This is a genomic window from Pustulibacterium marinum (assembly GCF_900116665.1).
Lineage (GTDB): Bacteria > Bacteroidota > Bacteroidia > Flavobacteriales > Flavobacteriaceae > Pustulibacterium > Pustulibacterium marinum.
This window is the reverse complement of record NZ_FPBK01000013.1, coordinates 85878-112058: the sequence shown is the minus strand read 5'-3', so window position 1 is coordinate 112058 and position 26181 is coordinate 85878. Positions and strand designations below refer to the sequence as shown.

The window sequence follows — 26181 nt, the reverse complement described above, 5'->3', positions numbered from 1 at the left end:
TATGAAAAAAATACTTCTTGCAATTGGTTTAAGCGCTATTATTTCAAGTTGTGCCACTGACGAAAAAGAAACCGAAAAGGCAATGGTCAAAGATGTGAGGATAGAAAGCAATGCCGATTGTGATGGGATCAACTGCCCGGAAATTTCGATATCTTATCCAAAAATCACCTCAGAAAAAGTACCTTCGGAGAAGATAAATGCAGTTATTGAACATAGAGTTGTAGCTATTATCAATTCATCACCTGAGGAAGACACTGAAAATTTATCTGTTAACAAAGCTATTGATCAGTTTAATGAGGAGTTTGAACAATTACGCAAAGATTTCCCAGATTCCAAAGCAGGTTATGAAGCACATATAAAAGGACAAGTACATCATCAATCAGAAAAATTACTATCAATTAAATTAGACAGTTATATGTACACAGGTGGTGCACATGGTTACACTGCCATTAATTATTTGAATATTGATCCCAAAACCGGAAAACTCTTAGAAAACTCTGAGCTGTTCAAAGATGTTTCAAAATTTACGCAGCAAGCTGAAAAACTTTTTAGACAGAAAGAAAAAATATCCGACACTACAAATTTGAGCAATGCCGGATATTGGTTTGAAAATGACAAGTTTGTGCTACCAAATAATATTGGTATTACAGATAAAAATTTGGTTCTTTTTTATAATCCGTATGAGGTAGCTCCATATTCTGAAGGTCCCATTGAAATTTCTATTCCGTTAGAAAAGGTAAAAGATAACCTTACGATTTTATAGCTCTCTTTTGAGCCAATACGTAGCCAAAGTGCATACCTTCGTGGTAGTTGCTAAATGCTAAAGCTTCCTCTATAGAGGTGAGTGTACTATTGTTGGTACTCACAGTATAGGTAGTAAACTCTTTAAATTTCCCTGATTTGTAATCAGTTTTTACTTGTTCTAACGTAGAAAATAGTAGTTCTTTTAGCACCTCTATTTCTTCTTCATTTACAGCAACTGTGGGCTTGGTTCCTTTTGCATAATCGGCTACCCAATCTGGTCCTATAGGTATTTCTAACCCACTCAATTTATAGGCTAGAACCTGTTGTGTTACCATTGCATGGGCTATATTCCAAAAGATATTATTGTTAAACCCTTCCGGAATTTTATTAATTTCGTCAACAGATAATTCATCTAATATTTCTTTGAATAAAATACGTGTATTCTCTGTACATTTAAATGTCCAATCCATGTTTTAAACTTTTCTCTAAAAGTACAAATATTCTCGATTCAGTATATCATCAATCTCTTCAAATTCATATGAGAATTATCATCTCTTCATAGCGAAATGCCCTGTAAAACTTTCATTATTTCTATTTGGCAATGCCACTTTAAACCAGTAATCTGTTGCCGGTAATGTTTCTCCTTTATATGTACCATCCCAACCTTCTCCTGTGGTAATTTGAGATAATAGTTGACCATATCTATCAAAAATATAAATAACAGCATCTTGGCCACAATCTGAATTAGCATTCTGAGGCATCCAAACATCATTTATGCCATCACCATTGGGAGTAAAGTATGGCGGAAATGCAATAATACATACCTCATCAGTCACCACACCACATCCATTTTTATCACGTATGTAAACAGTATAAGAACCTCCATCAAGATCATCAAACACAGGAGAAACCTGGTAGTTCTCACCATCTATACTGTATTCATAATTTCCTATACCCGTCACATTTACGGTAATTGTATTATTTCTATGTCCGTCTTCAATAGAAATTTCCACAGTCTCTGGAACATTGGAAGCTGTCAAGGTAATAGTAGCTTCTTGCTCACAGGCGTTATCGGAAGTACTAGTAGAGGCTACTATCGTAAAATTCCCGGCTTCGGTGGCTTGCGCAGTACTTGAAGTACTAATTATAGCTCCGCTAGGATCATACCATGTATAGGAATAATTTCCTTGAGCATTCTCTACACTAAGTGTTTTGGGCACATCATTTAGGCAAATTTGTTGTGGAGTGGTAACCTCAAATACTGGTAAAGAATTTACTAGCAATTGTACACATTTTTTCAATCCAAAACATGAATTATCGGTAGCATTATCTATACGCACGTAAAGCCATTCTTCATAAGGTGAATCTGTATTTGTGAAACTGGGTCCTACTTCATTCATCTCCGCCAAGGCGTCTGCTTCACTCGTATAATAAGTAACTTCTAAACTTTCTGAATCTGAAAATAACGCCAAAATATCATTTGTAACCGAATTTAAATTGAACGTTTCAACTCCGTTATCTGCATCGCCATCAGCATCTGAATCACAAACTTCCAATGTTGCGGTATAACTATCAGGTATTTGCGATACCGAAACTACAAGCTGAATCTCAGCCACTGCAAAACAGCCTAGTTCATTTTTGGCAGTAACATACACCGTGTTGTAGGTATAATTTCCAAAAGAGGTCGGATTTGGAATATCCAAAGCACTATCTTCACTCCAGGCCGCAGCTTCTGTCTTATAAAAAGTAAACTCCAAGTCTTCATCAGTTATAAAACCTAATGCTTCTTCCAAATTAAACTCTGAAATACCATCGGTATCATCATCACACTGATGCAAGGTTACAGGTGAGTTTACTTCTGGTAAATCATTCAATAATAGCTGAAACGAGGTAACATTTGAACACCCCTTTTCTATATTATAAACTCTTACGTAGATTGTTTCGCCAACGGAAGTATTTTCATAAGCTTCTGGTGTTGAAATAGCGGCTGTATTGTTTTCTGCATTGGATTCTGAAGTATGATAACTAATCGTAAAGTCTTCAGCATTTGCTCCTCCCAAAAGTACTGTTTCTACAGAAGTAAGATCAAACACTGCTGTTCCATTTTGTTCTTGATCGCAGGCCTCCAAATCACTGGGCTCATTGGCTGGAGTTTCATAAATAACCACTTCCATAGCCTCAGAAGCAATTTGGCAGTTAGGACTATCTATATTTTCTGCTTCATAAACTAAATATCTTACCAATTCATTTTCTGAAAAGCCTGTTATGGTAACCGATGTACTTGTTTCTCCCGAAATATCTGTCCAAGTATCTCCGCCATCGGTACTTATTTGCCATTGATATGCAGGATTTGTATACGCACTTTCATCTATATCCGCTGTAAACGTTACTGTTTCGTTTGGACAAATACCAGCATCAAAATCTTCATAATCAGTTGATACAGTTGCTAGACTACCACATGCTCTAAAGGTAATATCGTCTATTGCCAAATCATTACCACAACCTCCTAAAGCATTGTTTATCAAAACTACAGAAACACTATCATCTCCGTCAGGCATTACAAACTCAAACGAATAATTCACCCAATTAATTGAATTTATAGAATCAATATCCCCAGTTTCTACACTACCCAACTCATTTCCATCTTCATCTTCGATAACAAACTTTATATTACAGGGAACCGGATCACTACAAGCACCGTTCAATGGTAATGCATTTAAAAAGTATGCTGAAAATTGATAGACCAATGAATTACACAACCCTGTAACAGAAGTCCTATAAAATTCACCGGTACTATTTTCATCGGCATTTACAACTAACATATACCCTTCACCTTCTTCATCATCGGTATGATCAGTAGTACTAAAAAGGCTGCTAAGTGCTAAATTAGGATTGGTAGTAATGGTGTAATAGCCATCTTGAGTGTCGGTAGTGGCGTAGGTATAGTTGGTAGTTCCTGAAGGGAGCGCTCCGGCAAAATCACTCCCTGTTGCGGCATTATTACCAAAAGTTTCATCAAAAACAGGGTCACCAAAGCTTCCGTTACATTCCTGCGCAACTACAGTACACATACTTAAAAGCATGATGCTGCATGCAAGAACAATACTTTTCATTTTATCATAATTTTAACACTTCGAAGGTAATGGGAACTTTATGGCTATCAAAGCTTTTTGAAATATTCTAAGATTTTTTTAACATTTCGCAATTGTGTTTTCGGTACTAAAAAATCATCTTTACAGCCTAAAATAATCCCATGCAAAAGATCTACTACCTAAGCACTTGTGATACTTGTAAACGTATTTTAAAAGAATGGCAGCCTTTGCCTGAAACACTCACGCTACAGGATATAAAAAAAGAACCTATCAATCAAACAGAATTAGAAGCTTTGCAGTCCTTAACAGGGTCTTATGAAGCTTTATTCAACAAGCGTTCTCAACTCTATAAACATCGCAATTTAAAAGAGCAAACCTTAAGCGAAGTAGACATTAAAAATCTTATACTGGATCACTACACTTTTTTGAAACGCCCTGTACTTTTACTTGATGATGTAGCATTTGTAGGCAACAGTAAAAAAACAGTAGAAGAAGCCAAAAAAGCGCTTCATGGATAAGCGTACGCTAGCCATATTGGCAGCCATAGGTGCTGCAGTTATCTATGGTTTAAACCACACCATAGCAAAAGGTGTGATGCCAGCCTTTGTAAAACCTTTTGGATTTATCTTTCTGAGAGTTACCGGAGCTATGCTATTATTTTGGTTAGCAAGCTTTTTTGTTCCGAAGGAAAAAATAATGAAAAAAGATATTCCTAGGATGTTTGTCACGGCCATGTGTGGTATGAGTATTAATATGCTTTCTTTTTTCAAAGGGTTAAGTCTTTCTACTCCAATTTACAGCTCTATCCTCTCTACCATTACTCCTATTTTGGTTTTAGTTCTTTCAGCTATATTGATTGGTGAAAAATTAACGCTACGCAAGGGCACAGGTATTTTCATTGGATTTGCTGGAGCTCTTGTACTTATTCTCATAGGAAATGAAACACGCAGTGATGCACCCAATATATTTTTAGGAAACCTTTTATTTATATTGAATGCTTGTGTATTTGGCATTTATCTAATTTTGGTAAAGCCACTTACGGCCAAGTATAGTACTATTACGCTTATGAAATGGCTTTTCCTCATGGCTTTTATAGTAAACCTTCCTATTACGTATGGTGAATTTTCAGAAATTTCCTGGAGTACTATGCCTTTTGAAGGTTGGTGGAAAATTGCTTTTGTAGTTATAGGCACAACGTTTATGACCTATTTACTGAATGTTTACGCTTTAAAAACGCTGGCTGCATCAACGATTAGTTCTTTTATTTACTTACAACCATTAATCGCTATAATCTATGCCATTTCTACGGGTTATGGCACACTTTCTCCTTCTAAAATTGCAGGTGGTTTATTAGTGTTTCTCGGAGTATATTTAGTTACTAAAAAGCCAAAAGAGAAGATCGCTTAAATAAGAAATTCTATGTTCAAAACCTATATCCTACTATGCTTCTTTTGCTTCAATGCTTCGATAACTTTTGGGCAAAACAAAGAAACCTCTATAGATAGTTTATTACAGAAAGGGAATACATTCTATGCTGAAAGTAATTTTAAAAAGGCCAGAGAATATTATCTCAATGTTCTTGAAAAAGATAGTTCCAACATTGATGCTACATTTAATTTAGCGGCTTGTGAACTAAGTCTTGATCATAAAACAGAAGCATGTATACAATTCAACAACGCTTACTACCTGGGCGCAGATGATGCTAGGCCAATTATCAAGCAATATTGTGGAGCTATTGCCTATAGAAATGTAATGTATAGCGGCGATGTTGATACAGTTCCAACTTTCCAATTAGAAAATGAATTGCTCCCATTAATGCTCATACCAGAAAATTTTGATGGTAGATTTCCTCCTATGGAATTAAACCCTTAGTTTTTAAAAATGATAAGAATAGCTTTAAAAAAAGAAAAGAGTTTAAAATCTATAAACGGGACTATCAAAGTAATTTTCAAATTTGGAAAAGAAGATGTTTTTCTGGTTGAAGAATTTAAAGGAGAACTCAGTCCTGCACAGCAAGATAAAATCATTAAAATTATCAATTCTACTGCAATCCTAACTCCCGCTTATTACCAAAACAAACCCGTTGATCTTTATAGAAGAATGAGTTTACCTCTAAAGTTTTAAGTCTACTATTTAGAAACTTTACGAGTATTTTGAGATTCCTTTAACGGCATTTCCATAAGTATCTTTCTAATTTAGATGAAAAGAAAAAGATAAAACTATGAAAAGAAATGCAACTGCTGTTTGGAACGGCACTATAAAAGAAGGAAACGGACATTTAACTACGCAAAGTACAATTTTAGATAAAACACAATATTCTTACAATTCACGTTTTGAACACGGAAAAGGAACAAATCCAGAAGAATTAGTTGCGGCGGCACACGCCGGTTGTTTTACAATGCAATTGTCTGCAAATCTTTCGGAAGAAAATCTAGTTCCTAAAACACTAGAATCTGAGTGCACCATTACGTTAGAAGATGGAACCGTAACACAATCTTTCATAAAATTGAAAGCGGAAGTAGACGGTGTAACAGAGGAAAAATTTGAAGAATTGGTGCGTCACGCCGAAAAAAATTGTCCAATGTCTAAATTATTAGATACAGAAATTAAAGTAGATTATACTTTAAACTAAAAATATAGGTTGGTTAGTTGTTTATCAATTGAAACGGGCTGTGCATTTGAGATGTACAGCCCGTTTTGTCTTATAAATCCTTTGGCGTTTTACCAAACTTGCGAGTATCTTCCTTCGTAAGAATTCTAAAATCTTTACTTCTATATTGTTCACCTAAAAGTTCTTGCAACTCGTCTGGCAAAGCAATTAATTTTCTGGTTTTTAAATCTATCCAAGCACCCATCATTTCACAGTGTGCAAAATTCTTTCCGTCTGCATCATAAAAATTATGGTGAAATTCAAAGAATTTTCCATCTTCGCTCACACCAGCAACTTCGCAAGAAACCTTTACAGGTTTACCAGCAAACACTTCTTTGAAATAATACATGTGTTCATAGAAAACCACAGGACCAATGTTGTATTTGGCCAACTCTTTTTGAGTAAAGCCATTCTCCATCAAAAAGCTCATACGCGTATGGCTCATGTAGTTGATATAACTGCTATTTCCTAAATGGCGATTGGCATCGGTATCGCTCCATCGAATTTCAAACTCTTTAAAATACATTTCTTTTTCAATTTATGTTATGCATGCATAATAAATGTAAAAATACAAGACTTTTTCAAAACGCCTTTTATCTTTGTTTTAAAATTTGGGAAATGCCTTTACTTACCTCAACATATAAACCGTCGTTACTTTTTAGAAACGGACATTTTGCAACCATTTATGCAAGCGTTTTTAGAAAGGTTCAACTTGAACAAGAAAGAGAACGAATACACTTAGACGATGGTGATTTTCTAGATTTGGATTGGAGTTATACAGAAAAAAAAACAGATAAACTTCTGCTAGTTTTACACGGATTGGAAGGCAATGCCAATAGGCCGTACATAAAAGGTGCTGCAAAAATTTTTAACGAAAATGGATATGATGCCTGCGCCATGAACTTTCGCAGTTGTAGCGGTGAAGATAATAAATTGTTTTCCTCCTATCATTCTGGAAAAACAGATGATCTGGCGTTGGTAATTGCTCATATTTTAAAACTGAAAAAATATCAAACCATTATTCTGAAAGGATTTAGTTTGGGTGCAAATGTGGTATTAAAATATTTAGGAAATACAGAAAATATCCCTTCCGAAGTAAAAGCGGGCATTGCCATTTCGGTTCCTTGTTATTTATATGGTTCTATGCTGCAGTTACATAAAATGAATAACAAATTGTATCATGAAAAGTTCAGAATTGATCTTTTAAAAAAGCTGAAATTTAAACAGCAAGCACACCCAGACAAACTTTCGAAAGCAGATATTGCAGCAGTAAAAACTTTGAAAGACTTTGACGATATTTATACCTCACGAGCTCACAATTTTAAAAACGGATTGGATTACTACGAAAAAGCGAGCTCTTTACCACATCTCAAAAATATTGAAATTCCTACGTTGATCATCAACGCGAAAAATGATTCTTTTCTTTCCAAAGAATGTTATCCGCTCCAAGAAGCTGAACAAAACCCTAATTTATATTTAGAAATGCCCAATTATGGTGGACATGTAGGTTTTATAGACAGTGAAAACATGAGTTATACCGAAAAAAGAAGTATTAATTTCATAAAAAATCAACTTAAATAATTCGATTTCATTATATTTATAACACACAAACTCTTATATATTCAAAAACATGAAAAAACTTATAATGCTTGCTGCAATGGCAGTTGCAATAGCAAGTTGTGGCGGTAAGGAAGAAAAAAAGGAAAAGTTTGAAATTAAACGAACAACGGCTCCTACCCAAGAGAAAAAAGAAACGGTTGAAGTGCCTGTAGACATGAACAACAAAGGTGTAGGACCTATTACAAGTTTAAAATTCGATTCAGAAGTGGATGAAACTTTAGCAAAAGAGGGAGAAACTCTGTACAACCAAAAATGTACCATTTGCCATATGGCTGATAAAAAATTAATTGGTCCGGCTTTAAAAGGAATTTATGATAGAAGAAGCCCAGAATGGGTTATGAACATGATGTTGGATCCTATGAAAATGCTGAAAGAAGATACTATTGCCAAAGCATTACAAAAAGCAAACAACAATGCTATAATGACCGATCAAGGTTTAAGCGAAGAACAAGCTAGAGCATTAGCAGAATATTTAAGAACCCTTTAAAGGGTTCTTTTTTTGTTTAAAAACTATCTACTTCTTTGTAAGCTTCAATTACTTTTTGAGCACCTTCTTTTCCTTTTACGGAATTCCCATGTTCCATACCTAAAATACCAGTATAGCCTTTTTGGTGAATGTGTTTAAATACATTTTTATAATTGATTTCTCCCGTAGTAGGTTCATTTCTTCCTGGATTATCACCTATTTGAAAATATGCAATTTCATCCCAACAAGCTTCTATATTGGGTATTAAATTTCCTTCGGTAATTTGTTGATGGTAAATATCAAATAAGATCTTGCAAGAAGGAGAATTCACAGCTTTGCAAATTTCATAAGCATGGGCACTTTTGGCTAAAAATAATCCGGGATGGTTGTAAAAATTCAACGGCTCTAACACCATGATGATTCCATGAGGTTCTAACAATTTACAAGCTCTTTTCAATACAGAAATAACATTGGCATTTTGATATCCAATATCCATCCGATGTTCTGTAGGACCTAAAACTACGGTCATCCATTTGGCGTTTACTCGTTTCGCAACTTCAATAGAATCTTTAATTTCTGTCAAAAAATTTGCATCAATAGTGGTATCACCTAACACCAAATCGGGTTTACTCCAAGAAATCGTATGCGCTACAAAAACACCCATTTTCATATCTCTCTTCATCATGGTTTTTGCAATGGCTTCCTGCTCAGTTACGGGTCGGTTACGCATATCATTATCTTCAAATGCCGTGAAACCTTTATCTGCCATAAAGTTTAACTGATCTACTAAATCTTTTCCAGCCACACTTTCAAACATACCAAAATGCGGTGCATAATTTAGTTGAAATTCGCCTTTTTCAAATTTATTTTCTTCCGAAGTCTTCTGATTTGCAAATAAAGAAGCACTTCCTAGTCCAACCAATGAACCCGAAAGTGCTGTCTTCTGAATAAAATCTCTCCTTTTCATATTACGATAATGACCAAGCTTTGCCGCCTGTAGTTTCTTGAAGATCTACACAACCTGCTTGTCTTCCAGGAATAGACTCATATGCTAACACTTGCTCACCTATATATTCATTTGCTTTGAAAGCCCAAATAGCCAAACTTCTAGTATCGTTCATAAATGCATAAAGAGCAGTGCCTTCGGCTAGTTTTGCATCGGTACCATCTTCAATTGATTTTTGATAGGTACTAATGACTTTATAAATTTCTACTTCTTCGTCTTTTGATTTTTTCAGCGTCTCTGCGATGATAGGCTCTAAATCTGTGGTTTTTGCTTTATGCAATTCTTCCGCATCCAAACCGGTAACTTCCATCACCTTGTTTTTGTAAGCATTAAATCCTTCGGTATAGAGCATGGCTTGCTTTTCGGGCATGGCTTCTGCAACAAACTGATCTAAAAACTGAGGGATATCTAAAGTTCGTGCTCCAGGCGTATCAGTCTCCGGTAGAATTATTTCGAGTGTTTTAGCAAACAACTCCCCATCTGCCTTCGAAAAAGAAGCCGGCATCCAGTCTGGCTCTTTCTCCTCGGTACAACTATTCAACAAACTTATAATGGTTGGTGTCGCGGCAATATAACCAAGCGACAATCCTATATTTCGTAAAGCGTCTCTTCTTTGCATAATTTCAAACAGAATTAAATATTCATTTTCTTAAGTTCTTCCACTGCGTGATTTGCTGCTCTAGCAGTTAACGCCATATAGGTTAACGACGGATTTTGACAAGCCGAAGAGGTCATTGCAGCACCATCGGTTACATAAACGTTTGGTACACCGTGTACTTGGTTATTTCCATTAAGCACCGATGTTTTAGGATCTCTACCCATACGCGCCATTCCCATTTCATGAATACCAAGTCCTGGAGCTCCTATATCATCCCAAGGTTTAATGTCTTTGAATCCTGCTTTGTCTAACATTTCCATGGCTTGAGTTACCATGTCTTTTCGCATGTTTTTCTCGTTTTGTTTGAACTCTGCATCAAATGTTATGGTTGGTAATCCCCATTGATCCTTTTTATCATAATTAAGAATCATTTTATTGTCATGATCTGGTAAAGTTTCTCCGAATCCCATCAAACCGATATTCCACATACCTGGTTTCATAATTTGTTCTTTCAACTCTTTACCATAACCAAGTTCACGTATAGACTCTGTCCAGTCTGTTCTACTTGCACTTCCTTGATAACCGTATCCACGAACAAAATCTGGCATATCGGTATCGCCTCCCATATTACGGAAACGTGGAATGTACAGTCCATTTGGTCTTCTTCCGGTATAGTATTTATCTGCATAACCATCATAAGTACCAAAAGCTCCGGCTTTGAAATGGTGATCCATAATATTGTGACCTAATTCGCCACTATCATTACCCATTCCGTTAGGAAATCGATCTGATTTTGATTGCATTAATATACTTGCAGAAGCTACTGCGGAAGCGCATAAGAAAATCACTTTTGCCTTAAACTCGTAAGTTTCTTTTGTTTCTGCATCAATAACTTTTACACCTGTTGCGCGTTTGCTATCTGCATCATACATTACTTCATATACTACAGAGTTTGGACGTAATGTCATATTACCAGTCGCCTCTGCCATTGGTAATGTAGAAGATTGACTACTGAAATATCCTCCGAACGGACAACCTCTCATACAACGATTTCGATACTGACAATTAGAACGACCGGCACCAGGCTTGTTACCTTCCGTTAAGTGAGCTGTTCTACCAATGGTTAGCATTCTCCCATCGGAATAATTATCGGCAATTTTATCTTTTAAATGATTTTCCACACAATTCAATTCCATCGGTTTTAGAAAAATACCATCAGGAATAGATCGTAAACCATGATTTTCTCCACTAACACCAATATGTTGTTCTACATAATCATACCACGGTTTTAGATCTTTATATCTTATGGGCCAATCTACTCCAATTCCTTCCTTTGCATTAGCTTCAAAGTCCAAATCTCCTAAGCGGTAACTTTGTCTTCCCCACATCAATGAACGTCCTCCTACATGATAACCTCTAATCCAGTCAAATCGTTTGGTTTCATTATAAGGGTGATCTATATCATCTACAAAAAAGTGATTGTGCTCTTTACTTACGGTATAACCTGTACGGTTTTGCTTTTCTTGCCTTTTCACTTCTTCACGCGTTGGCTTTCCTCCATTTGGAAAATCCCACGGATCCATGTGTGCAGTAGTATAATCTTCAATGTGCTTTATCATTCGGCCTCTTTCTAAAACTAGAGTTTTAAGCCCTTTTTCACACAGTTCTTTGGCGGCCCAACCACCGCTTATTCCCGTACCTACGACAATTGCATCATAGGATTCTTGAGGAGGGTTGTAATAGAACATGATTTGTAATTATTTGTTTGTTTAATTGATAATATTATTTAAATATAAATTAATTTTCTACATTTATAACGTGAAAATATTAAATAAATAATAAATACAACGTTTTCTATTAACATTTTTAAAATGTGTTTTTAACACTTACAACATCATGAAAAGAAGAAAGTTCATTAGAAATTCAGCTCAGGCGGGGCTTGCTTTTACTCTTTTAGGAATTGCATCATGTGTAGATATGAAGCCCAAAAAAGAAGTTACCACGCCAACCGATAATGCAGATGAAGAAAAGCCAAAAGAACCATTTTTTAAACTTTCCCTTGCACAATGGTCTATTCACAGAATGATTATGGAACAGGGAATGAATCCGTTGGATTTTGCTGAAAAAGCTCACAATTGGGGATTTGAAGGTTTAGAATATGTAAATCATTTATATGCCAAAGAACTCGAAAAGAATACCAACTCCATGATGGCACTAGATAATCTGGTAAAAGAATTATTGAAAAGAAGTGATGCCAACAATATGAACAATCTCATCATTATGGTTGATGGTGAAGGAGATTTAGCTTCTAACAATAAAAAAGATAGAAATACTGGGGTTGAAAATCATCATAAATGGGTAGATGCTGCTGCTGCACTTGGTTGTCATTCTATTCGTGTAAATCTCTTTGGAGCCGAAGACCGCGAAGAATGGAAAAACAATTCAATTGATGCGCTTTCCAAATTATCAGAATATGCAAAAGGTCATAAAATAAATGTACTTGTGGAAAACCACGGATATCTATCTTCCGATGCACAATTGTTAACCGATGTTATGAAAGGAGTAAACATGGACAATTGCGGAACTCTACCAGATTTTGGAAATTTCTGTCTGAAAAGAGAAAATAACGAACGTTGGGGAGCACCATGTGTGGAAGAATATGACCGCTATAAAGGTGTGAAAGAATTAATGCCATTTGCAAAAGCTGTAAGCGCTAAAACTTATGACTTTGATGATGCAGGAAACGAAACTATTATGGACTATACCCAACTTTTGCAAATAGTAAAAGATCACGGCTATAACGGATATATAGGTGTAGAATATGAAGGAGACCGATTAAGTGAAGAAGAAGGTTTAATTGCTACAAAAAATCTTTTATTAAAATCTGCCAAAGAAGTATCTTAATAGTTGACAACTATCCAAACACAAACAACAAATGAAATCTAAAATATTTACGCAACTTTCCCTTATGATGTTCTTGGAATTCTTCATTTGGGGCGGCTGGTTTGTTACCCTTGGTACCTATCTGGCCAACAATTTACAAGCTACAGGTGCACAAAGTGCCATGGCTTTCTCCACCCAATCCTGGGGAGCTATTATTGCTCCTTTTATTATTGGTCTTATTGCAGACCGATTTATCAATGCTGAAAAAATATTAGGAATTCTACATCTCATAGGCGCTGGTTTAATGTATATGATGTACACCAGCACCAATTTCGATGGATTTTACCCATACGTTTTAGCATATATGATTGCTTATATGCCAACGCTAGCTCTGGTAAATTCTATATCATTCAACCAAATGACAGATCCTTCCAAGCAATTCTCATACATTAGAGTTTTTGGTACCGTCGGATGGATTATCGCCGGATTACTCATCAGCTTTATTGGTTGGGATGCTCAAAACGCTGTGGAAGGTGGAATGCTAAAAAACACCTTTTTAATGGTAGCCATTGCATCTGCAATACTTGGAATTTTTAGTTTTACACTTCCAAAAACACCACCAAAAGTTTCTAAAGACGAAAAGATTACTATATCAGATATTTTAGGATTAGATGCCATTTCACTTTTAAAAAATCGCAACTTCTTATTCTTTTTCCTTTCCTCCATTCTTATTTGTATTCCGCTAGCGTTTTACTATCAAAATGCAAATCCATTTTTATCTGAAATAGGGATGGGAAAACCAACAGCAAAAATGGCCATTGGACAAGGATCTGAAGTTTTGTTCATGCTACTACTTCCCGTGTTCTTTACCAAATTCGGTTTCAAAAAAACATTAATGGCTGGTATGCTAGCGTGGACAGTTCGTTACTTATTATTTGCCTATGGCGATGCCGGTGAATTGTCGTTCATGCTTTTATTAGGAATAGCACTTCACGGAATTTGTTATGATTTCTTCTTTGTTTCCGGTCAAATTTACACCGATTCTAAAGCGGGTGATAAATTCAAAAGTGCCGCTCAAGGGTTAATCACTCTAGCAACTTATGGCGTTGGAATGTTGATAGGATTCTTCGTAGCTGGAAAAATAACGGATGAGCTTACAAGACCAGACAACACACATTTATGGGAAAAAATATGGATGTATCCTGCCATTTTCGCCTTTGCGGTAATGATATTATTTGCCCTTTTCTTTAAGAATGAAAAGGTAGAATACACCTCATAAGTAAGAAGTTTTATATTTTAGAGCATCCTCAATTAAAATAAATTCATGAGAAAAAAACTAAAATTAGGAATATTGGGAGGCGGTGGCAATTCGCTTATTGGAGTTCTACATCGTGTGGCTGCATACATGTATGAACATTACGAAATTGTTGGTGGTGCCTTCCATTCAAAATATGAGTCAAGTCTAGAATTCGCAAAAAACAATGGCTTGCCTACAGATAGAATTTATAAAAATATTGACGATTTAATTGCAAAGGAAATGGCATTGCCGGAAACAGAACGTATGGACGTAGTTTCGGTAGTTACTCCAAATTTTTTGCATTTTGATATGGTAAAAAAATTACTGGATAATAACTTCCATGTGATTTGCGAAAAACCATTGACCACAACCTACCAAGAAGCTAAAATTCTTAAAAAAGCCATAGAAGGCAAACATTTAGTTTTCGCAGTTACGCATACCTACACGGGATATCCAATGGTTCGTGAAATGCGAAAATTAGTAGAAAGTGGTCGATTAGGAACCATTCAAAAAGTAGACGTTCAATATTACCAAGGATGGATCAATCCTATCATTCACGATGTAGAAAAAAGAAAAACTACATGGCATTTAGATCCAGAGAAATCAGGAAAAAGCTCTTGTTTGGCAGATATTGGTGTACATGCATTTAATATGATCGAGTTCACAACCGGACTCAAAGTTGATAAAGTGTTGTCCGATTTGAATTATTTGTACGATGATAACCCTATGGATATTGATGGTACTGTGCTACTTCGTTTCAGTAAAAATGTAAAAGGAGTTTTGCGTTCTAGCCAAGTGGCAACCGGAGAAGAAAACGGATTGTCCATTAAAATTTACGGCGATAAAGCCGGAATGAAGTGGGAACAAGAAGATCCTAACTTTTTGTATTTGATGGAAGAAGACAAACCTTTACAAGTACTAAAACCAGGGCATGCTTACAACAGCGAACTTTCTCTTAACAGTGTAAAACTACCTCCCGGACATCCCGAAGGAATTTTTGACGCCATGGGAAATATTTATCTCGGCGTAGCAAAAGCCATTAAAGGTGAACCGTACGATTCAGGGGAATTCCCAACACTAACAGATGGTGTTCGCGGTATGAATTTTATTGAAAGTGCAATGGAATCACATTCTAACGGAAATATTTGGGTAGCTATTGATAACGAATAATATGAAAACAATACAAGGACCAGGCATATTTTTAGCGCAGTTCATAGACGATAAACCACCATTCAATTCGCTAGACAGCATTTGTAAATGGGCGGCAGATCTTGGATACAAAGGAATTCAAATTCCTACCAATGTAGATTTTTTAATCGACCTTGATAAAGCAGCAGAAAGCAAAACATATTGTGACGAGTTGAAAGGAAAAATAAATTCCTACGGACTAGAAATCACAGAACTTTCTACACATCTTCAAGGGCAATTGGTAGCCGTGCATCCGGCTTACGACACCATGTTCGATAATTTTGCGCCCGATCATTTAAAAAACAATCCAAATGGAAGAACAGAATGGGCTATAGACCAAGTTAAAAAAGCAGCTACTGCCAGTAAACATTTAGGTCTCAATGCTCATGCTACATTTTCCGGATCATTACTTTGGCATACCATGCATCCTTGGCCACAACGCCCGGCTGGTTTAGTGGAAATGGGCTTTGAAGAATTAGCCAAGCGTTGGTTGCCAATTTTAAATCATTTTGATGAACAAGGTGTGGATGTTTGTTATGAAATTCATCCCGGAGAAGATTTGCATGACGGCGATACATTTGAACGTTTTCTGGAAGCTACCGGAAATCATAAACGGGTCAATATTCTATACGATCCTTCTCATTTTGTATTGCAACAGTTGGATTATATTTCATACATAGATCATTATCATGAATTTATCAAAGCATTTCATGTAAAGGATTCAGAATTTAATCCTACCGGAAAAAAAGGTGCCTTTGGTGGTTATAACGATTGGAAAGACCGTGCAGGAAGGTATCGCTCTTTGGGTGACGGACAAATAGATTTCAAAACAATTTTCTCTAAACTTACACAATACGGTTGTGATGTTTGGGCTGTGATGGAATGGGAATGTTGCATTAAAAGTCCAGAGCAAGGTGCTCGCGAAGGCGCTCCTTTTATTAAAAAACACATTATTGAAGCTACTGAAAAAGCCTTTGATGATTTTGCCGGAGCAGCTGTTGACAAAGAAAAACTGAAAAATATTTTAGGAATACAAATCACAAACAAATGAAAAAAATATATACGCTTGCTGCTGCTTCTTTATTTCTCTTTTCGTGCGATGTAAAAGTTGAAAAAGAAGTAACTACAGAAGAAGAAACAGCTCCACAACAAATGGAAGCCGAAAAGCCAGAACCCACAAAACCCGAAGAAACCGAAGTTTACGAACCGGTTCCGCCAACAGTTAAAACTACAGCAAACAAAGCTCCTAGCGATGCTACTGTTCTTTTTGATGGAAATAACTTAGATGCTTGGGAATCTGTTGACAATGCTGGAGAACCTGCCGGTTGGACGGTTGCAGACGGAGTCTTAACCGTGGATAAATCCAAAGGAAACATTCAAACCAAAGAAAAGTTTGGCAGCTATCAATTGCATATAGAATGGAAAATCCCTGCAGATATAGATGGTGAAGGCCAAGTACGCGGTAACAGCGGATTGTTTTTAGCTTCTATTGGCCCTGGTGATGAAGGATACGAATTGCAAATCTTAGATTCTTACGAGAATGACACCTATACAAATGGTCAAGCTGGTTCTATTTATAAGCAAGCAGTTCCGTTAGCCAATCCAATTAACAAACCAGGAGAATGGCAAACCTATGATGTTATTTGGACAGCTCCTGAATTTAACGAAGACGGATCTTTAAAATCTCCGGCTTATGTTACTGCATTATTTAATGGTGTGGTAGTACAAAATCATTATGAGTTAAAAGGTCCTACACAATATATTGGGAATCCTGCGTACCGAAAAGCACATGGCAAGAGCCCCATCAAATTACAATCACATGGTGACCCAAGTAAACCAATCAGTTTTAAAAACATTTGGGTTAGAGAATTATAGAAACAAAAAACCTCCTGAAAATTCAGGAGGTTTCTGTTTTAAGCCTGTCCATTAACTTGCATATTCGCATATGTCTTTTTATCTATATTGATAATAATATTCCAAAAGCATGACCCTCCATCTAAAAACATAACGTAGTGTTCTTTCCAATTCAGTGGTTCTCTATCAGGATTTCTTTTTAATTCTTCCTTGTAAATTGAATCACAAAATGCATTCACTTCAATCATTCTATCTCCATCCTCATCAATAAAAGGAATATATTGGCGGTAATAGTAATTAAAAATACTCTCTAATTTAGGCTCTTTCAGAAAGTCAAATTCACCATCAATTACAGCGTTCGCTAATACTTCTTTCACAATTTCAAGATCTTCACTTGAAGGTTTCCAAACTTTTAATTTTTGAGTAATTTTTTTGCTTAATAGCAATACAACAGCTTTTTCGCCTTGCGTAAACTCTTGCTCTTCCTTATTAATTGGAGCCGAACAAGAAATGATCCAAGTAGAAAATAAAACTAAGTAGATACTTTTCATCAAGTAATTTTTAAAAAGGCATACTTAGGAACAACCCAAATTGCATTCCAAATATCCTTTTTACTTACAATTCTTGAAAACCTTTTAGAATTCAGCATTCTATTCATATTTTGTTACCTTTGCCGCACTTATACAAGTTCATATGATTCAATCGATGACAGGATTTGGGAAGCAAGTAATTCAGCTTCCTACCAAAAAAATAACTGTAGAGCTTAAATCGCTTAACAGTAAAAGTTTAGACCTTAATGCACGTATTCCTTCTCTTTACCGTGAAAAAGAATTAAGCATGCGTAATACCATTGCAAAAGCGCTAAACCGTGGAAAAGTAGACTTTGGTCTATATGTTGAAATTACAGGTGAAGAAACCTCTACACAAGTAAACGAAGCTATTGTAAAACAATACATCAATCAACTAAAAAATGTAGTTGACGGTGACGAAACAGAGCTGTTAAAAATGGCTGTTCGTATGCCAGACGCATTGAAAACGGAGCGTGAAGAAATTGACGAAAGCGAATTTACTGCTATTGAAAATGCATTGGATTTAGCTATTGAAGCGTTAATGGAATACCGCCGCGAAGAAGGTGCTGCTCTTAAAAATGATTTTGAATTACGTATTGAAAATATTTCGAATCTTTTAGCTGAAGTAAAACAAATAGATCCGGAACGCACTGTTCAAATTCGTGAAAAATTAGAAAAAGCAGTTTCAGAAATTAAAGAAAAAGTAGACGAAGATCGTTTTGAACAAGAACTGATTTTCTATCTAGAAAAATACGATATTACCGAAGAGAAAGTACGTCTTGCTAATCATTTGGAGTATTTTGTAACTACGCTAAACACTCCAGACTCCAACGGTAGAAAATTAGGATTCATTTGCCAAGAAATTGGTAGAGAAATCAATACCATGGGTTCTAAAAGTAATTTTGCACCTATGCAAAAATTGGTAGTTCAGATGAAAGACGAGCTCGAAAAAATCAAAGAACAAGTACTAAACGTTTTATAAGTTACACAAGTGAAACAGGGAAAATTAATTGTGTTTTCGGCACCGTCGGGTAGTGGAAAAACCACCATTGTAAGACATCTATTAAGCAAGGAAGAATTGAATTTAGAGTTTTCTATTTCATGTACTTCCAGAGCACCACGTGGTGAAGAAGTTGATGGAAAAGATTATTACTTTTTATCGCTTCACGATTTCAAACAACACATTAAAAATGAAGATTTTTTAGAGTGGGAAGAGGTATATCGTGATAATTTCTACGGAACTTTAAAAAAGGAAGTTGAGCGTATTTGGGCTTTGGGCAAACACGTAATTTTTGATATCGACGTTGCAGGCGGATTACGTATCAAGAAAAAATTCCCTGAACAAACACTAGCTGTTTTTGTAAAACCACCAAGCATAGACGAACTTAAAATACGCTTAAAACAACGCAAAACGGAGAGCGAAGACAAAATAAACATGCGTATTGCTAAAGCATCTGTAGAATTGGCAACCGCACCACAATTTGACACCATTATTAAAAACTACGACTTACAGACGGCTTTGAATGAAGCAGAAGAATTGGTTGCTGGTTTTATCAAATCCTAAAGATTTATAATGAAGAAAGTCGGATTGTATTTTGGTACTTATAACCCTATTCACATTGGGCACTTGGTAATTGCCAATCATTTTGCAGAACATACCGATTTAGATGAAATTTGGCTTGTAGTTACACCTCATAATCCATTCAAAAAGAAAAAAACATTGCTAGACAACTATCAGCGTTTAGAAATGGTTTTTAAAGCAACTGAAGGTTTTGAGCATTTGAAACCCAGCGATATTGAGTTTAAACTTCCACAACCCAATTATACATCGGACACGTTGATATACTTGCAAGAAAAGTACGCAGATTATGAATTTGCTCTCATTATGGGAGAAGATAATTTAAACTCTTTTCACAAGTGGAAAAACTACGAAGTGATTTTGGAACATCATCATTTGTATGTGTATCCTCGCGTACCTGCTAGAACGATAGCCGACGAGAGTTTGTTGAAACATCCAAAAATTCACATTGTAGAAAATGCTCCAATCATGGAAATTTCATCATCCTTCATTCGAGACGAAATTAAATCTGGTAAAAATGTAAAACCTTTATTACCAGGATCTGTTTGGAATTACATAGACGACAATTTATTTTACAAATAAAAAAAGCCGCTTCTCTTAATTTGAGAAAGCGGCTTTTAACTAAATAACCAACCAAAAAATCAAAAACTCTCTATTTTAAACTTTTAAATTCTTCTGCCTTAAACGTTCTGTTATTTTCTTTCACTCTTAATTTACGAGTTTCTTCAGAAGACGTTTTACCTTTAGCATTGGCAGAACGCATATATTGTATATATCCTCTTCCTTTGAATCTATAGGTAGTTCCAGAATACGGATGATACAATTCAACAGTTTCGTCGTTGATAACGTACAACTCAAAATATTCATTGCCTAGATAGTCATAATCCAATGTTAAAACTTTTGCGTAGACATCTCCATCCACATTTAGTACTTCATAAATACCTTCGTAATCCCAGTAAATATTGCTAACCGGCGTTCCATTACCATCTATAGAAGACAAGAATGTATCACCGTAACCATCTGATAAAAATGCTAAAAAGTTTTCAGCATCAAAGTCGTTAATTGCTCCTTCCTGACTTGTATAAACTTTTTCCCAAGCTTCGTACTCTTGCAAAAAGTAATGGATGTTTTCATAAAACACATAATCATAATCAAATGTACTTCTTTGGTATCCTCTTAATACAAAAGAGCTATCTGTTTCGTAATTATACAATTCAATAGTATTTGTTCCCAATTGTTGAACCGAAAAATTCCAAACTCCATCCAAATCATGATCTAGTTGCAAGGTACTTCCGTAAGCATCGTAATATCCAACGTCAATTCCATATCCATTTCCATTACTACCAAAACCAACCATATTATTGTTTGCATACAACGTTCCGTTTCTAAATGAAAGCGTAAACGCAATTTGCATAAACGGAATATTTCCATTTACGGTAGATTGATTGATGTCTATATACCATAACTCATAACTATGAATCAATTGATTTAAAGTAATAGAAGGCTCTACATAATCATCCTCTATGTATACCGTATTGGTACAAGCCGAGAAACTGGCTAAGGCAAGGAATGAAACAAAAAGTAATTTTATAGTTTTCATAAGCGTTCGTTTTTCAATTTCTTGTTACTGAAAAACCAACTACTGTGCCAAAAAATAAATCATATGCTAATCCACTCATAAACAACCCTTCATGTTTTGCTGTTTTTTTTAAGTATTTTTGAAATAGATTCATTTAAAAAATCAAATATGAAAAATGCTGTAAAAGTTGCTGTTTTAGGAGGAGGAAGTTGGGCCACAGCCATCATGAAAATGCTTTGCGAAAATCTCGATGAGGTTGGTTGGTACATGCGTAACAAAACTGCTATTGCACATATTGAAAAAGAAAAACATAATCCAAATTACATTAGTGCTGTTGAATTTGACACCAGCAAACTAAAACTCACCAGCGATATTAACGAAGCGGTCTCCAACGCAGATTATCTAATTTTTGTAATTCCATCTGCATTTTTGGAAACTGAATTAAAAGCGTTGAACATTTCATTAGAAAACAAAGTAGTTTTCTCTGCCATCAAAGGAATTGTTCCAGAAACAGGCCTTATTGTAGGCGAACATTTTCATACAAACTATAACGTTCCATTTGAAAATATTGGAGTCATCACAGGTCCGTGCCACGCAGAAGAAGTAGCTTTAGAGCGTTTGTCTTACTTGACCATTGCTTGTAGAGATAGTAAAAAAGCGGAAGTAGTTGCCAATTCTATTGCTTGTGAGTATATAAATACCAAAATTTCTGATGACATCATAGGAAGCGAATATGCTGCCGTACTGAAAAATATTTATGCCATTGCCGCCGGAATTGCACATGGCCTAGGTTATGGAGACAATTTCCAAAGTGTATTAATGAGTAACGCCATTAGAGAAATGAAACGCTTTATCAAACGTGTTCACAACACTAAGAGAAATGTAAATAATTCTGCCTATTTAGGAGATCTTTTGGTTACCGGTTATTCCGTTTTCAGTAGAAATAGAATGTTTGGAAACATGATAGGAAAAGGCTATACAGTAAAAAGCGCTATGATGGAAATGAACATGGTTGCTGAAGGCTACTACGCATCCAAAAGTGCTTATTTGATAATGGACAAATTAAAACGAAAAAGTAAAACACCTATTATCAATGCTGTTTACGAGGTCTTGTACGAAGGAAAAGATGCCCGTAAAACATTTAAAAAACTTACCGAAAAACTAGATTAATCCCTGTTTTTCATTTATATCAATTTTAAAAAGCGGATTGAGATTATCAACCCGCTTTTTTTATCTTTGCTTAAACTATATAGAAATTGCAACTCGTAAAGTCAGCCGAATATAAATTCAAAGAACCCACAATAGTCACTATCGGAACCTTCGATGGTGTTCACTTGGGGCATCAAAAAATTATTGAGCACCTTATTGCCGCTGCTCACACTACCAATTTCAACGCTACAATTCTTACATTTTTTCCACATCCACGAATGGTTTTGCAGCAGGATAGCGATCTAAAACTGATAAATACTATTGAAGAGCGTATTCAACTGTTAGAAAAAGCCGGAATTGATAATCTATTTGTATATCCGTTTGACAAAGATTTTTCAAGATTGAGTGCAGAAGAATATGTAGAAAAAATTTTGGTGGAAAAAATCAATGCAAAAAGTGTGGTAATTGGTTATGACCACCGTTTTGGAAGAAATAGAACTGCAAACATTGATCAACTACGCATTTTTGGAGAAACCTATGGGTTTGATGTAGATGAAATTACTGCTGAAGTAGTAGACGATGTTTCTGTAAGTTCTACAAAAATTAGAAAAGCCCTGCTAGAAAAAGACCTGGAAACAGCCAACACCTATCTTGGTTATGACTTTTTTATTACAGGAACCGTTACTCACGGGCGTGGAATTGGTAAACAACTGCATTACCCTACTGCAAACATTCACATTGCCGAAACTTATAAACTGATCCCGGCAATTGGCGTTTATTTAGTTTACAGTTATATTGATGGTAAAAAAGTTTTTGGTATGCTAAGCATAGGTCACAACCCAACGATTGGCGCTAATATTCCAAAAACTATTGAAGTGAATTTCTTCGGAATTGATAAAGATCTTTACACCAAAAAAATTCAAGTTCATTTCTTAGAATATCTAAGAGGTGAGGAAAAATTTGGTTCTTTAGAAGCGCTTAAAGAACAATTGGATGCTGACAAAAAACAATGCCTTAGCTTGATAGCTCATAAATATGCTGAATAAATTCCTATTCAAACAAGTAGACAACGTTTCGCTGGTACTTTTCCGGGTTATTTTTGGGCTACTCATTTTTTTAGAATCTGTTGGAGCCATTTTTACAGGCTGGGTTCGTAAAGCATTTATACTTCCTTCTTTTAATTTTACATTTATTGGTTTCGAATGGCTACATCCACTTCCGGGTAATGGAATGTATTTTTATTATGCGGTTATGGGGTTATTTGGAATTCTAGTCATGCTGGGCTATAGATACAGGTTTAGTATGGGAGCTTTCACAGTAATGTGGACAGCTACATATTTAATGCAAAAAACCAACTACAACAATCATTACTATTTATTGATCTTGTTATGTTTGATCATGTTGGTACAACCGGCTCATAGATATCTTTCACTTGATGTAAAGCGAAAGCCCGAACTCAAGCGTATTTCCATGCCCAATTGGTGCAAATGGCTCATCATTTTACAAATGTGGATTGTGTATACCTACGGCTCCATTGCCAAATGGTATCCGGATTGGTTTAACCTCAACGCCATTGGCGTAATGATGAGAGGAAAGGCAAATTATCCAATAGTTGGAGCATTACTTCAAGAAACATGGGCGCAAGCTTTTTTAGCATACGGTGGTATTTTATATGATTTTTTGGTAATTCCTTTACTACTATGGAAACCCACTAGAAAATGGGCATTTTTTGCTTCCATCTTTTTTCATTTATTTAATTCTTTTGTCTTTCAAGTAGGTATTTTCCCGTACTTGTCATTAGCTTTTAGCTTGTTCTTTTTTGAACCGGAAACCATTAGAAATATCTTTTTAAAGAAGAAACCTTTATACACGGAAAATGAAGTAATTATTCCTCCACATCATCAAGCGATTAAATGGATTGGCGGATTGTATTTATCTTTTCAAATTCTAATGCCGCTGCGTCATTGGGTAATTCCCGACAATGTGTTATGGACAGAAGAAGGACATCGTATGAGTTGGAGAATGATGCTTAGAGCCAAAGGTGGCCACACCAACTTTACCGTAATCGATAAAAAAACCGGTAAAAAAACAAGAGTTAAAGAAGCTGATTACTTGACTGTAAAACAACGACGCCATATAGCCACAAAACCAGATTTTGCATGGCAATTTGCACAATTACTGAAAAGAGAATACGCCAAAAAAGGACAAGACGTAGAAGTACATGCTAAAGGTAGAGTAAGTGTAAATGGCAAAAAATATCAACTTTTCATAGACCCTAAAGTAGATTTGGCGGCAGAAGAATGGCATCCGTTTTCGCATCATGAATGGATTTTACCTTCCCCTAAAGAATAACCTTTACAAAACCTGTTATTTATAGGAATTCGTTTAAATTTGTGCTTTTACAAATTTTGCGTGAGGGATAGAGGCACTGTTGGAGCTCTTTGGCCGTGAAGGACAAAAGCGACTGCCGAAAGCCCGACGGCGAAGTGCAACGAAGCCGGCACGCCCAACATAAATTTAATTACATAAACCATGTTACAAGTAGCATTTATTAGAGAACAAAAAGATGCCGTTATTGCCGGATTGGCCAAGCGAAACATCGACGCCGAAGCAATGGTAGAAGAAGTGTTAAAACTAGACGAAGAAAGAAGAAGTACACAGTCGTCCCTTGATACTATTTTAGCAGAATCTAATAAATTGTCGAAAGAGATTGGAATGCTTTTTAAAACTGGAAAAGCTGCTGAAGCCAATGAATTAAAAGCAAAAACAGCCGACTTAAAAGAATCTTCTAAGACGTTAACCGAAAAGTTAAACGAAACTGCCGATGCTTTGACAGCTTTGTTATACCAAATACCAAACGTACCACATGAAAGCGTGGTGGCTGGTAAAAATGAAGAGGATAATGAAGAAGTTTTTAAGCATGGAGAGATTCCACAATTGGGAGAAAATGCGTTGCCTCACTGGGAATTGGCTAAAAAATATGATATTATAGATTTTGATTTAGGAGCAAAGATCTCGGGAGCCGGATTTCCTGTTTACAAAGGGAAAGGTGCTCGTTTGCAACGTGCCTTGATTGCTTATTTCTTAGATAAAAATACCGAAGCTGGGTATCAGGAATTTCAGGTACCGCATTTAATTAATGAAGCTTCTGGTTACGGAACCGGGCAATTACCAGATAAAGAAGGGCAAATGTATCACGTAACTGCTGATGATTTATATTTGATTCCGACAGCGGAAGTTCCGGTTACCAACATGTTCCGCGACACCATGTTAAACGAGAAAGATTTCCCTATTTGTTGCACGGGTTATACGCCTTGTTTTAGACGAGAAGCGGGTAGCTACGGAGCGCACGTTCGTGGATTGAATCGTTTACACCAATTTGATAAAGTAGAGATTGTTCGTATTGAACATCCTGAAAGATCTTATGAAGCTTTAGACGGCATGGTAGAACATGTAAAAGGTATTTTAGAAGAATTGAAATTACCGTACCGTATTTTACGTTTGTGTGGTGGCGATACCGGATTTACCTCTGCATTGACGTATGACTTTGAAGTTTTCTCAACTGCGCAAGACAGATGGTTAGAAATTTCTTCAGTTTCTAATTTTGAAACCTATCAAGCGAACCGTTTGAAACTTCGTTACAAAGATGAAAACGGAAAAAGCCAGTTAGCCCACACCTTGAACGGAAGCTCTTTGGCGTTGCCTAGAGTTTTGGCAGGTATTCTTGAAAACTACCAAACAGCCGATGGTATTGAAATTCCAGAAGCATTAAGACCATACACTGGTTTTGATAAAATTGATTAACGTATTTTCAAATTAAAATATTAAAAAATCCGTATTGAATTTCAGTACGGATTTTTTATTTAGAATATTTTCAAACCAAACATCGTCATTTCATTTTTAGTAT

The 26181-nt window shown here is 35.9% G+C and carries 28 protein-coding genes; 20 read left to right on the top strand and 8 right to left on the bottom strand.

What is annotated here, in order from left to right; all coding sequences use genetic code 11:
- Window position 1: 1 nt before the first annotated feature.
- Window positions 2-763 carry a DUF3298 and DUF4163 domain-containing protein gene (locus BM383_RS15360; protein ID WP_093026032.1) on the top strand — a complete coding sequence of 254 codons (762 nt, stop codon included), beginning with the start codon at window positions 2-4 and terminating at the stop codon, window positions 761-763.
- On the opposite strand, the gene BM383_RS15355 is transcribed toward BM383_RS15360, so the two are convergent.
- Both BM383_RS15355 and BM383_RS15350 read right to left on the bottom strand, forming a co-directional pair.
- The gene (locus tag BM383_RS15355) at window positions 750-1214 is read right to left on the bottom strand and encodes a DinB family protein (RefSeq protein WP_093026031.1); all 465 of its coding nucleotides are present in this window, start codon (window positions 1212-1214) and stop codon (window positions 750-752) included. The genes BM383_RS15360 and BM383_RS15355 overlap by 14 nt on opposite strands.
- Window positions 1215-1292: 78 nt before the next feature.
- The gene (locus BM383_RS15350; protein WP_093026030.1) at window positions 1293-3857 is read right to left on the bottom strand and encodes a T9SS type B sorting domain-containing protein; all 2565 of its coding nucleotides are present in this window, start codon (window positions 3855-3857) and stop codon (window positions 1293-1295) included.
- 140 nt (window positions 3858-3997) lie between these two features.
- Here BM383_RS15350 and BM383_RS15345 point away from each other — a divergent pair, with 140 nt between their 5' ends.
- The 5 genes from BM383_RS15345 (at window position 3998) to BM383_RS15325 (ending at window position 6468) form a co-directional block, all read left to right on the top strand.
- On the top strand, window positions 3998-4354 hold the full coding sequence (locus BM383_RS15345; protein ID WP_093026029.1) for an arsenate reductase family protein: 357 nt from the start codon (window positions 3998-4000) through the stop codon (window positions 4352-4354).
- Window positions 4347-5243: a DMT family transporter gene (locus tag BM383_RS15340; RefSeq protein ID WP_093026028.1), complete on the top strand. Its 897-nt coding sequence runs from the start codon at window positions 4347-4349 to the stop codon at window positions 5241-5243. Before BM383_RS15345 ends, BM383_RS15340 begins: the two co-directional genes overlap by 8 nt.
- A 12-nt stretch (window positions 5244-5255) precedes the next feature.
- A complete protein-coding gene (locus BM383_RS15335; RefSeq protein ID WP_093026027.1) occupies window positions 5256-5708 on the top strand; it encodes a tetratricopeptide repeat protein in 453 nt (150 codons plus the stop codon).
- A gap of 9 nt (window positions 5709-5717) precedes the next feature.
- Window positions 5718-5960, top strand: a complete 243-nt coding sequence (locus BM383_RS15330; protein ID WP_093026026.1) for a hypothetical protein — start codon at window positions 5718-5720, stop codon at window positions 5958-5960.
- Window positions 5961-6057: 97 nt separating this feature from the next.
- Entirely contained in the window at window positions 6058-6468 is a 411-nt protein-coding gene (locus BM383_RS15325; protein WP_093026025.1) for an OsmC family peroxiredoxin, read from the top strand.
- A gap of 70 nt (window positions 6469-6538) precedes the next feature.
- Here BM383_RS15325 and BM383_RS15320 read toward each other — a convergent pair whose 3' ends face one another.
- Window positions 6539-7012, bottom strand: a complete 474-nt coding sequence (locus BM383_RS15320) for an acyl-CoA thioesterase (RefSeq protein WP_093026024.1) — start codon at window positions 7010-7012, stop codon at window positions 6539-6541.
- 92 nt (window positions 7013-7104) lie between these two features.
- On the opposite strand from BM383_RS15320, the gene BM383_RS15315 reads away from it, so the two are divergent.
- Both BM383_RS15315 and BM383_RS15310 read left to right on the top strand, forming a co-directional pair.
- Window positions 7105-8067 carry a YheT family hydrolase gene (locus BM383_RS15315; RefSeq protein WP_093026023.1) on the top strand — a complete coding sequence of 321 codons (963 nt, stop codon included), beginning with the start codon at window positions 7105-7107 and terminating at the stop codon, window positions 8065-8067.
- A gap of 49 nt (window positions 8068-8116) precedes the next feature.
- The gene (locus BM383_RS15310) at window positions 8117-8593 is read left to right on the top strand and encodes a c-type cytochrome (protein ID WP_093026022.1); all 477 of its coding nucleotides are present in this window, start codon (window positions 8117-8119) and stop codon (window positions 8591-8593) included.
- A 16-nt stretch (window positions 8594-8609) separates the two neighbouring features.
- On the opposite strand, the gene BM383_RS15305 is transcribed toward BM383_RS15310, so the two are convergent.
- From BM383_RS15305 to BM383_RS15295, 3 genes are read right to left on the bottom strand one after another with little or no spacing between them, the layout of a single operon-like run.
- Window positions 8610-9539, bottom strand: coding sequence for a hydroxypyruvate isomerase family protein (locus BM383_RS15305; protein WP_093026021.1), 930 nt, complete (start codon window positions 9537-9539; stop codon window positions 8610-8612).
- Window position 9540: 1 nt separating this feature from the next.
- The gene (locus BM383_RS15300) at window positions 9541-10197 is read right to left on the bottom strand and encodes a gluconate 2-dehydrogenase subunit 3 family protein (protein WP_093026020.1); all 657 of its coding nucleotides are present in this window, start codon (window positions 10195-10197) and stop codon (window positions 9541-9543) included.
- A 14-nt stretch (window positions 10198-10211) separates the two neighbouring features.
- Complete coding sequence (locus BM383_RS15295) at window positions 10212-11924, bottom strand: GMC oxidoreductase (RefSeq protein WP_093026019.1); 1713 nt, start codon at window positions 11922-11924, stop codon at window positions 10212-10214.
- Between the two features lie 148 nt (window positions 11925-12072).
- On the opposite strand from BM383_RS15295, the gene BM383_RS15290 reads away from it, so the two are divergent.
- From BM383_RS15290 to BM383_RS15270, 5 genes are read left to right on the top strand one after another with little or no spacing between them, the layout of a single operon-like run.
- Window positions 12073-13080, top strand: a complete 1008-nt coding sequence (locus BM383_RS15290) for a sugar phosphate isomerase/epimerase family protein (RefSeq protein WP_093026018.1) — start codon at window positions 12073-12075, stop codon at window positions 13078-13080.
- Between the two features lie 31 nt (window positions 13081-13111).
- Window positions 13112-14338: a nucleoside permease gene (locus BM383_RS15285; RefSeq protein ID WP_093026017.1), complete on the top strand. Its 1227-nt coding sequence runs from the start codon at window positions 13112-13114 to the stop codon at window positions 14336-14338.
- Between the two features lie 45 nt (window positions 14339-14383).
- Complete coding sequence (locus BM383_RS15280; RefSeq protein ID WP_093026016.1) at window positions 14384-15526, top strand: Gfo/Idh/MocA family protein; 1143 nt, start codon at window positions 14384-14386, stop codon at window positions 15524-15526.
- A gap of 1 nt (window position 15527) precedes the next feature.
- Window positions 15528-16595, top strand: coding sequence for a sugar phosphate isomerase/epimerase family protein (locus BM383_RS15275; protein ID WP_093026015.1), 1068 nt, complete (start codon window positions 15528-15530; stop codon window positions 16593-16595).
- Complete coding sequence (locus BM383_RS15270) at window positions 16592-17419, top strand: 3-keto-disaccharide hydrolase (RefSeq protein ID WP_218157949.1); 828 nt, start codon at window positions 16592-16594, stop codon at window positions 17417-17419. Before BM383_RS15275 ends, BM383_RS15270 begins: the two co-directional genes overlap by 4 nt.
- A gap of 38 nt (window positions 17420-17457) precedes the next feature.
- Here BM383_RS15270 and BM383_RS15265 read toward each other — a convergent pair whose 3' ends face one another.
- Window positions 17458-17949 carry a hypothetical protein gene (locus BM383_RS15265; RefSeq protein WP_093026014.1) on the bottom strand — a complete coding sequence of 164 codons (492 nt, stop codon included), beginning with the start codon at window positions 17947-17949 and terminating at the stop codon, window positions 17458-17460.
- 142 nt (window positions 17950-18091) lie between these two features.
- Here BM383_RS15265 and BM383_RS15260 point away from each other — a divergent pair, with 142 nt between their 5' ends.
- From BM383_RS15260 to nadD, 3 genes are read left to right on the top strand one after another with little or no spacing between them, the layout of a single operon-like run.
- On the top strand, window positions 18092-18949 hold the full coding sequence (locus BM383_RS15260) for a YicC/YloC family endoribonuclease (RefSeq protein ID WP_093026013.1): 858 nt from the start codon (window positions 18092-18094) through the stop codon (window positions 18947-18949).
- 9 nt (window positions 18950-18958) lie between these two features.
- Window positions 18959-19531 (top strand): guanylate kinase, encoded by a 573-nt coding sequence (gene gmk / locus BM383_RS15255; protein ID WP_093026012.1) that lies wholly within the window; start codon window positions 18959-18961, stop codon window positions 19529-19531.
- A 9-nt stretch (window positions 19532-19540) separates the two neighbouring features.
- Window positions 19541-20128, top strand: coding sequence for a nicotinate (nicotinamide) nucleotide adenylyltransferase (gene nadD / locus BM383_RS15250; RefSeq protein ID WP_093026011.1), 588 nt, complete (start codon window positions 19541-19543; stop codon window positions 20126-20128).
- Window positions 20129-20198: 70 nt separating this feature from the next.
- Here the strand turns inward: nadD and BM383_RS15245 are convergent, their stop codons facing one another.
- On the bottom strand, window positions 20199-21146 hold the full coding sequence (locus tag BM383_RS15245; RefSeq protein ID WP_093026010.1) for a nicotinic acid mononucleotide adenyltransferase: 948 nt from the start codon (window positions 21144-21146) through the stop codon (window positions 20199-20201).
- A gap of 147 nt (window positions 21147-21293) precedes the next feature.
- Between BM383_RS15245 and BM383_RS15240 the strand changes: the two genes are divergently transcribed.
- The 4 genes from BM383_RS15240 (at window position 21294) to serS (ending at window position 26078) form a co-directional block, all read left to right on the top strand.
- Window positions 21294-22295, top strand: coding sequence for an NAD(P)H-dependent glycerol-3-phosphate dehydrogenase (locus tag BM383_RS15240; RefSeq protein ID WP_093026009.1), 1002 nt, complete (start codon window positions 21294-21296; stop codon window positions 22293-22295).
- 86 nt (window positions 22296-22381) lie between these two features.
- Window positions 22382-23320: a bifunctional riboflavin kinase/FAD synthetase gene (locus BM383_RS15235; RefSeq protein WP_093026008.1), complete on the top strand. Its 939-nt coding sequence runs from the start codon at window positions 22382-22384 to the stop codon at window positions 23318-23320.
- Complete coding sequence (locus BM383_RS15230; RefSeq protein WP_093026007.1) at window positions 23310-24626, top strand: HTTM domain-containing protein; 1317 nt, start codon at window positions 23310-23312, stop codon at window positions 24624-24626. The genes BM383_RS15235 and BM383_RS15230 overlap by 11 nt, the downstream gene beginning before the upstream one ends.
- Before the next feature lie 180 nt (window positions 24627-24806).
- Window positions 24807-26078, top strand: coding sequence for a serine--tRNA ligase (serS, locus tag BM383_RS15225; RefSeq protein WP_093026006.1), 1272 nt, complete (start codon window positions 24807-24809; stop codon window positions 26076-26078).
- Window positions 26079-26181: the final 103 nt, after the last annotated feature.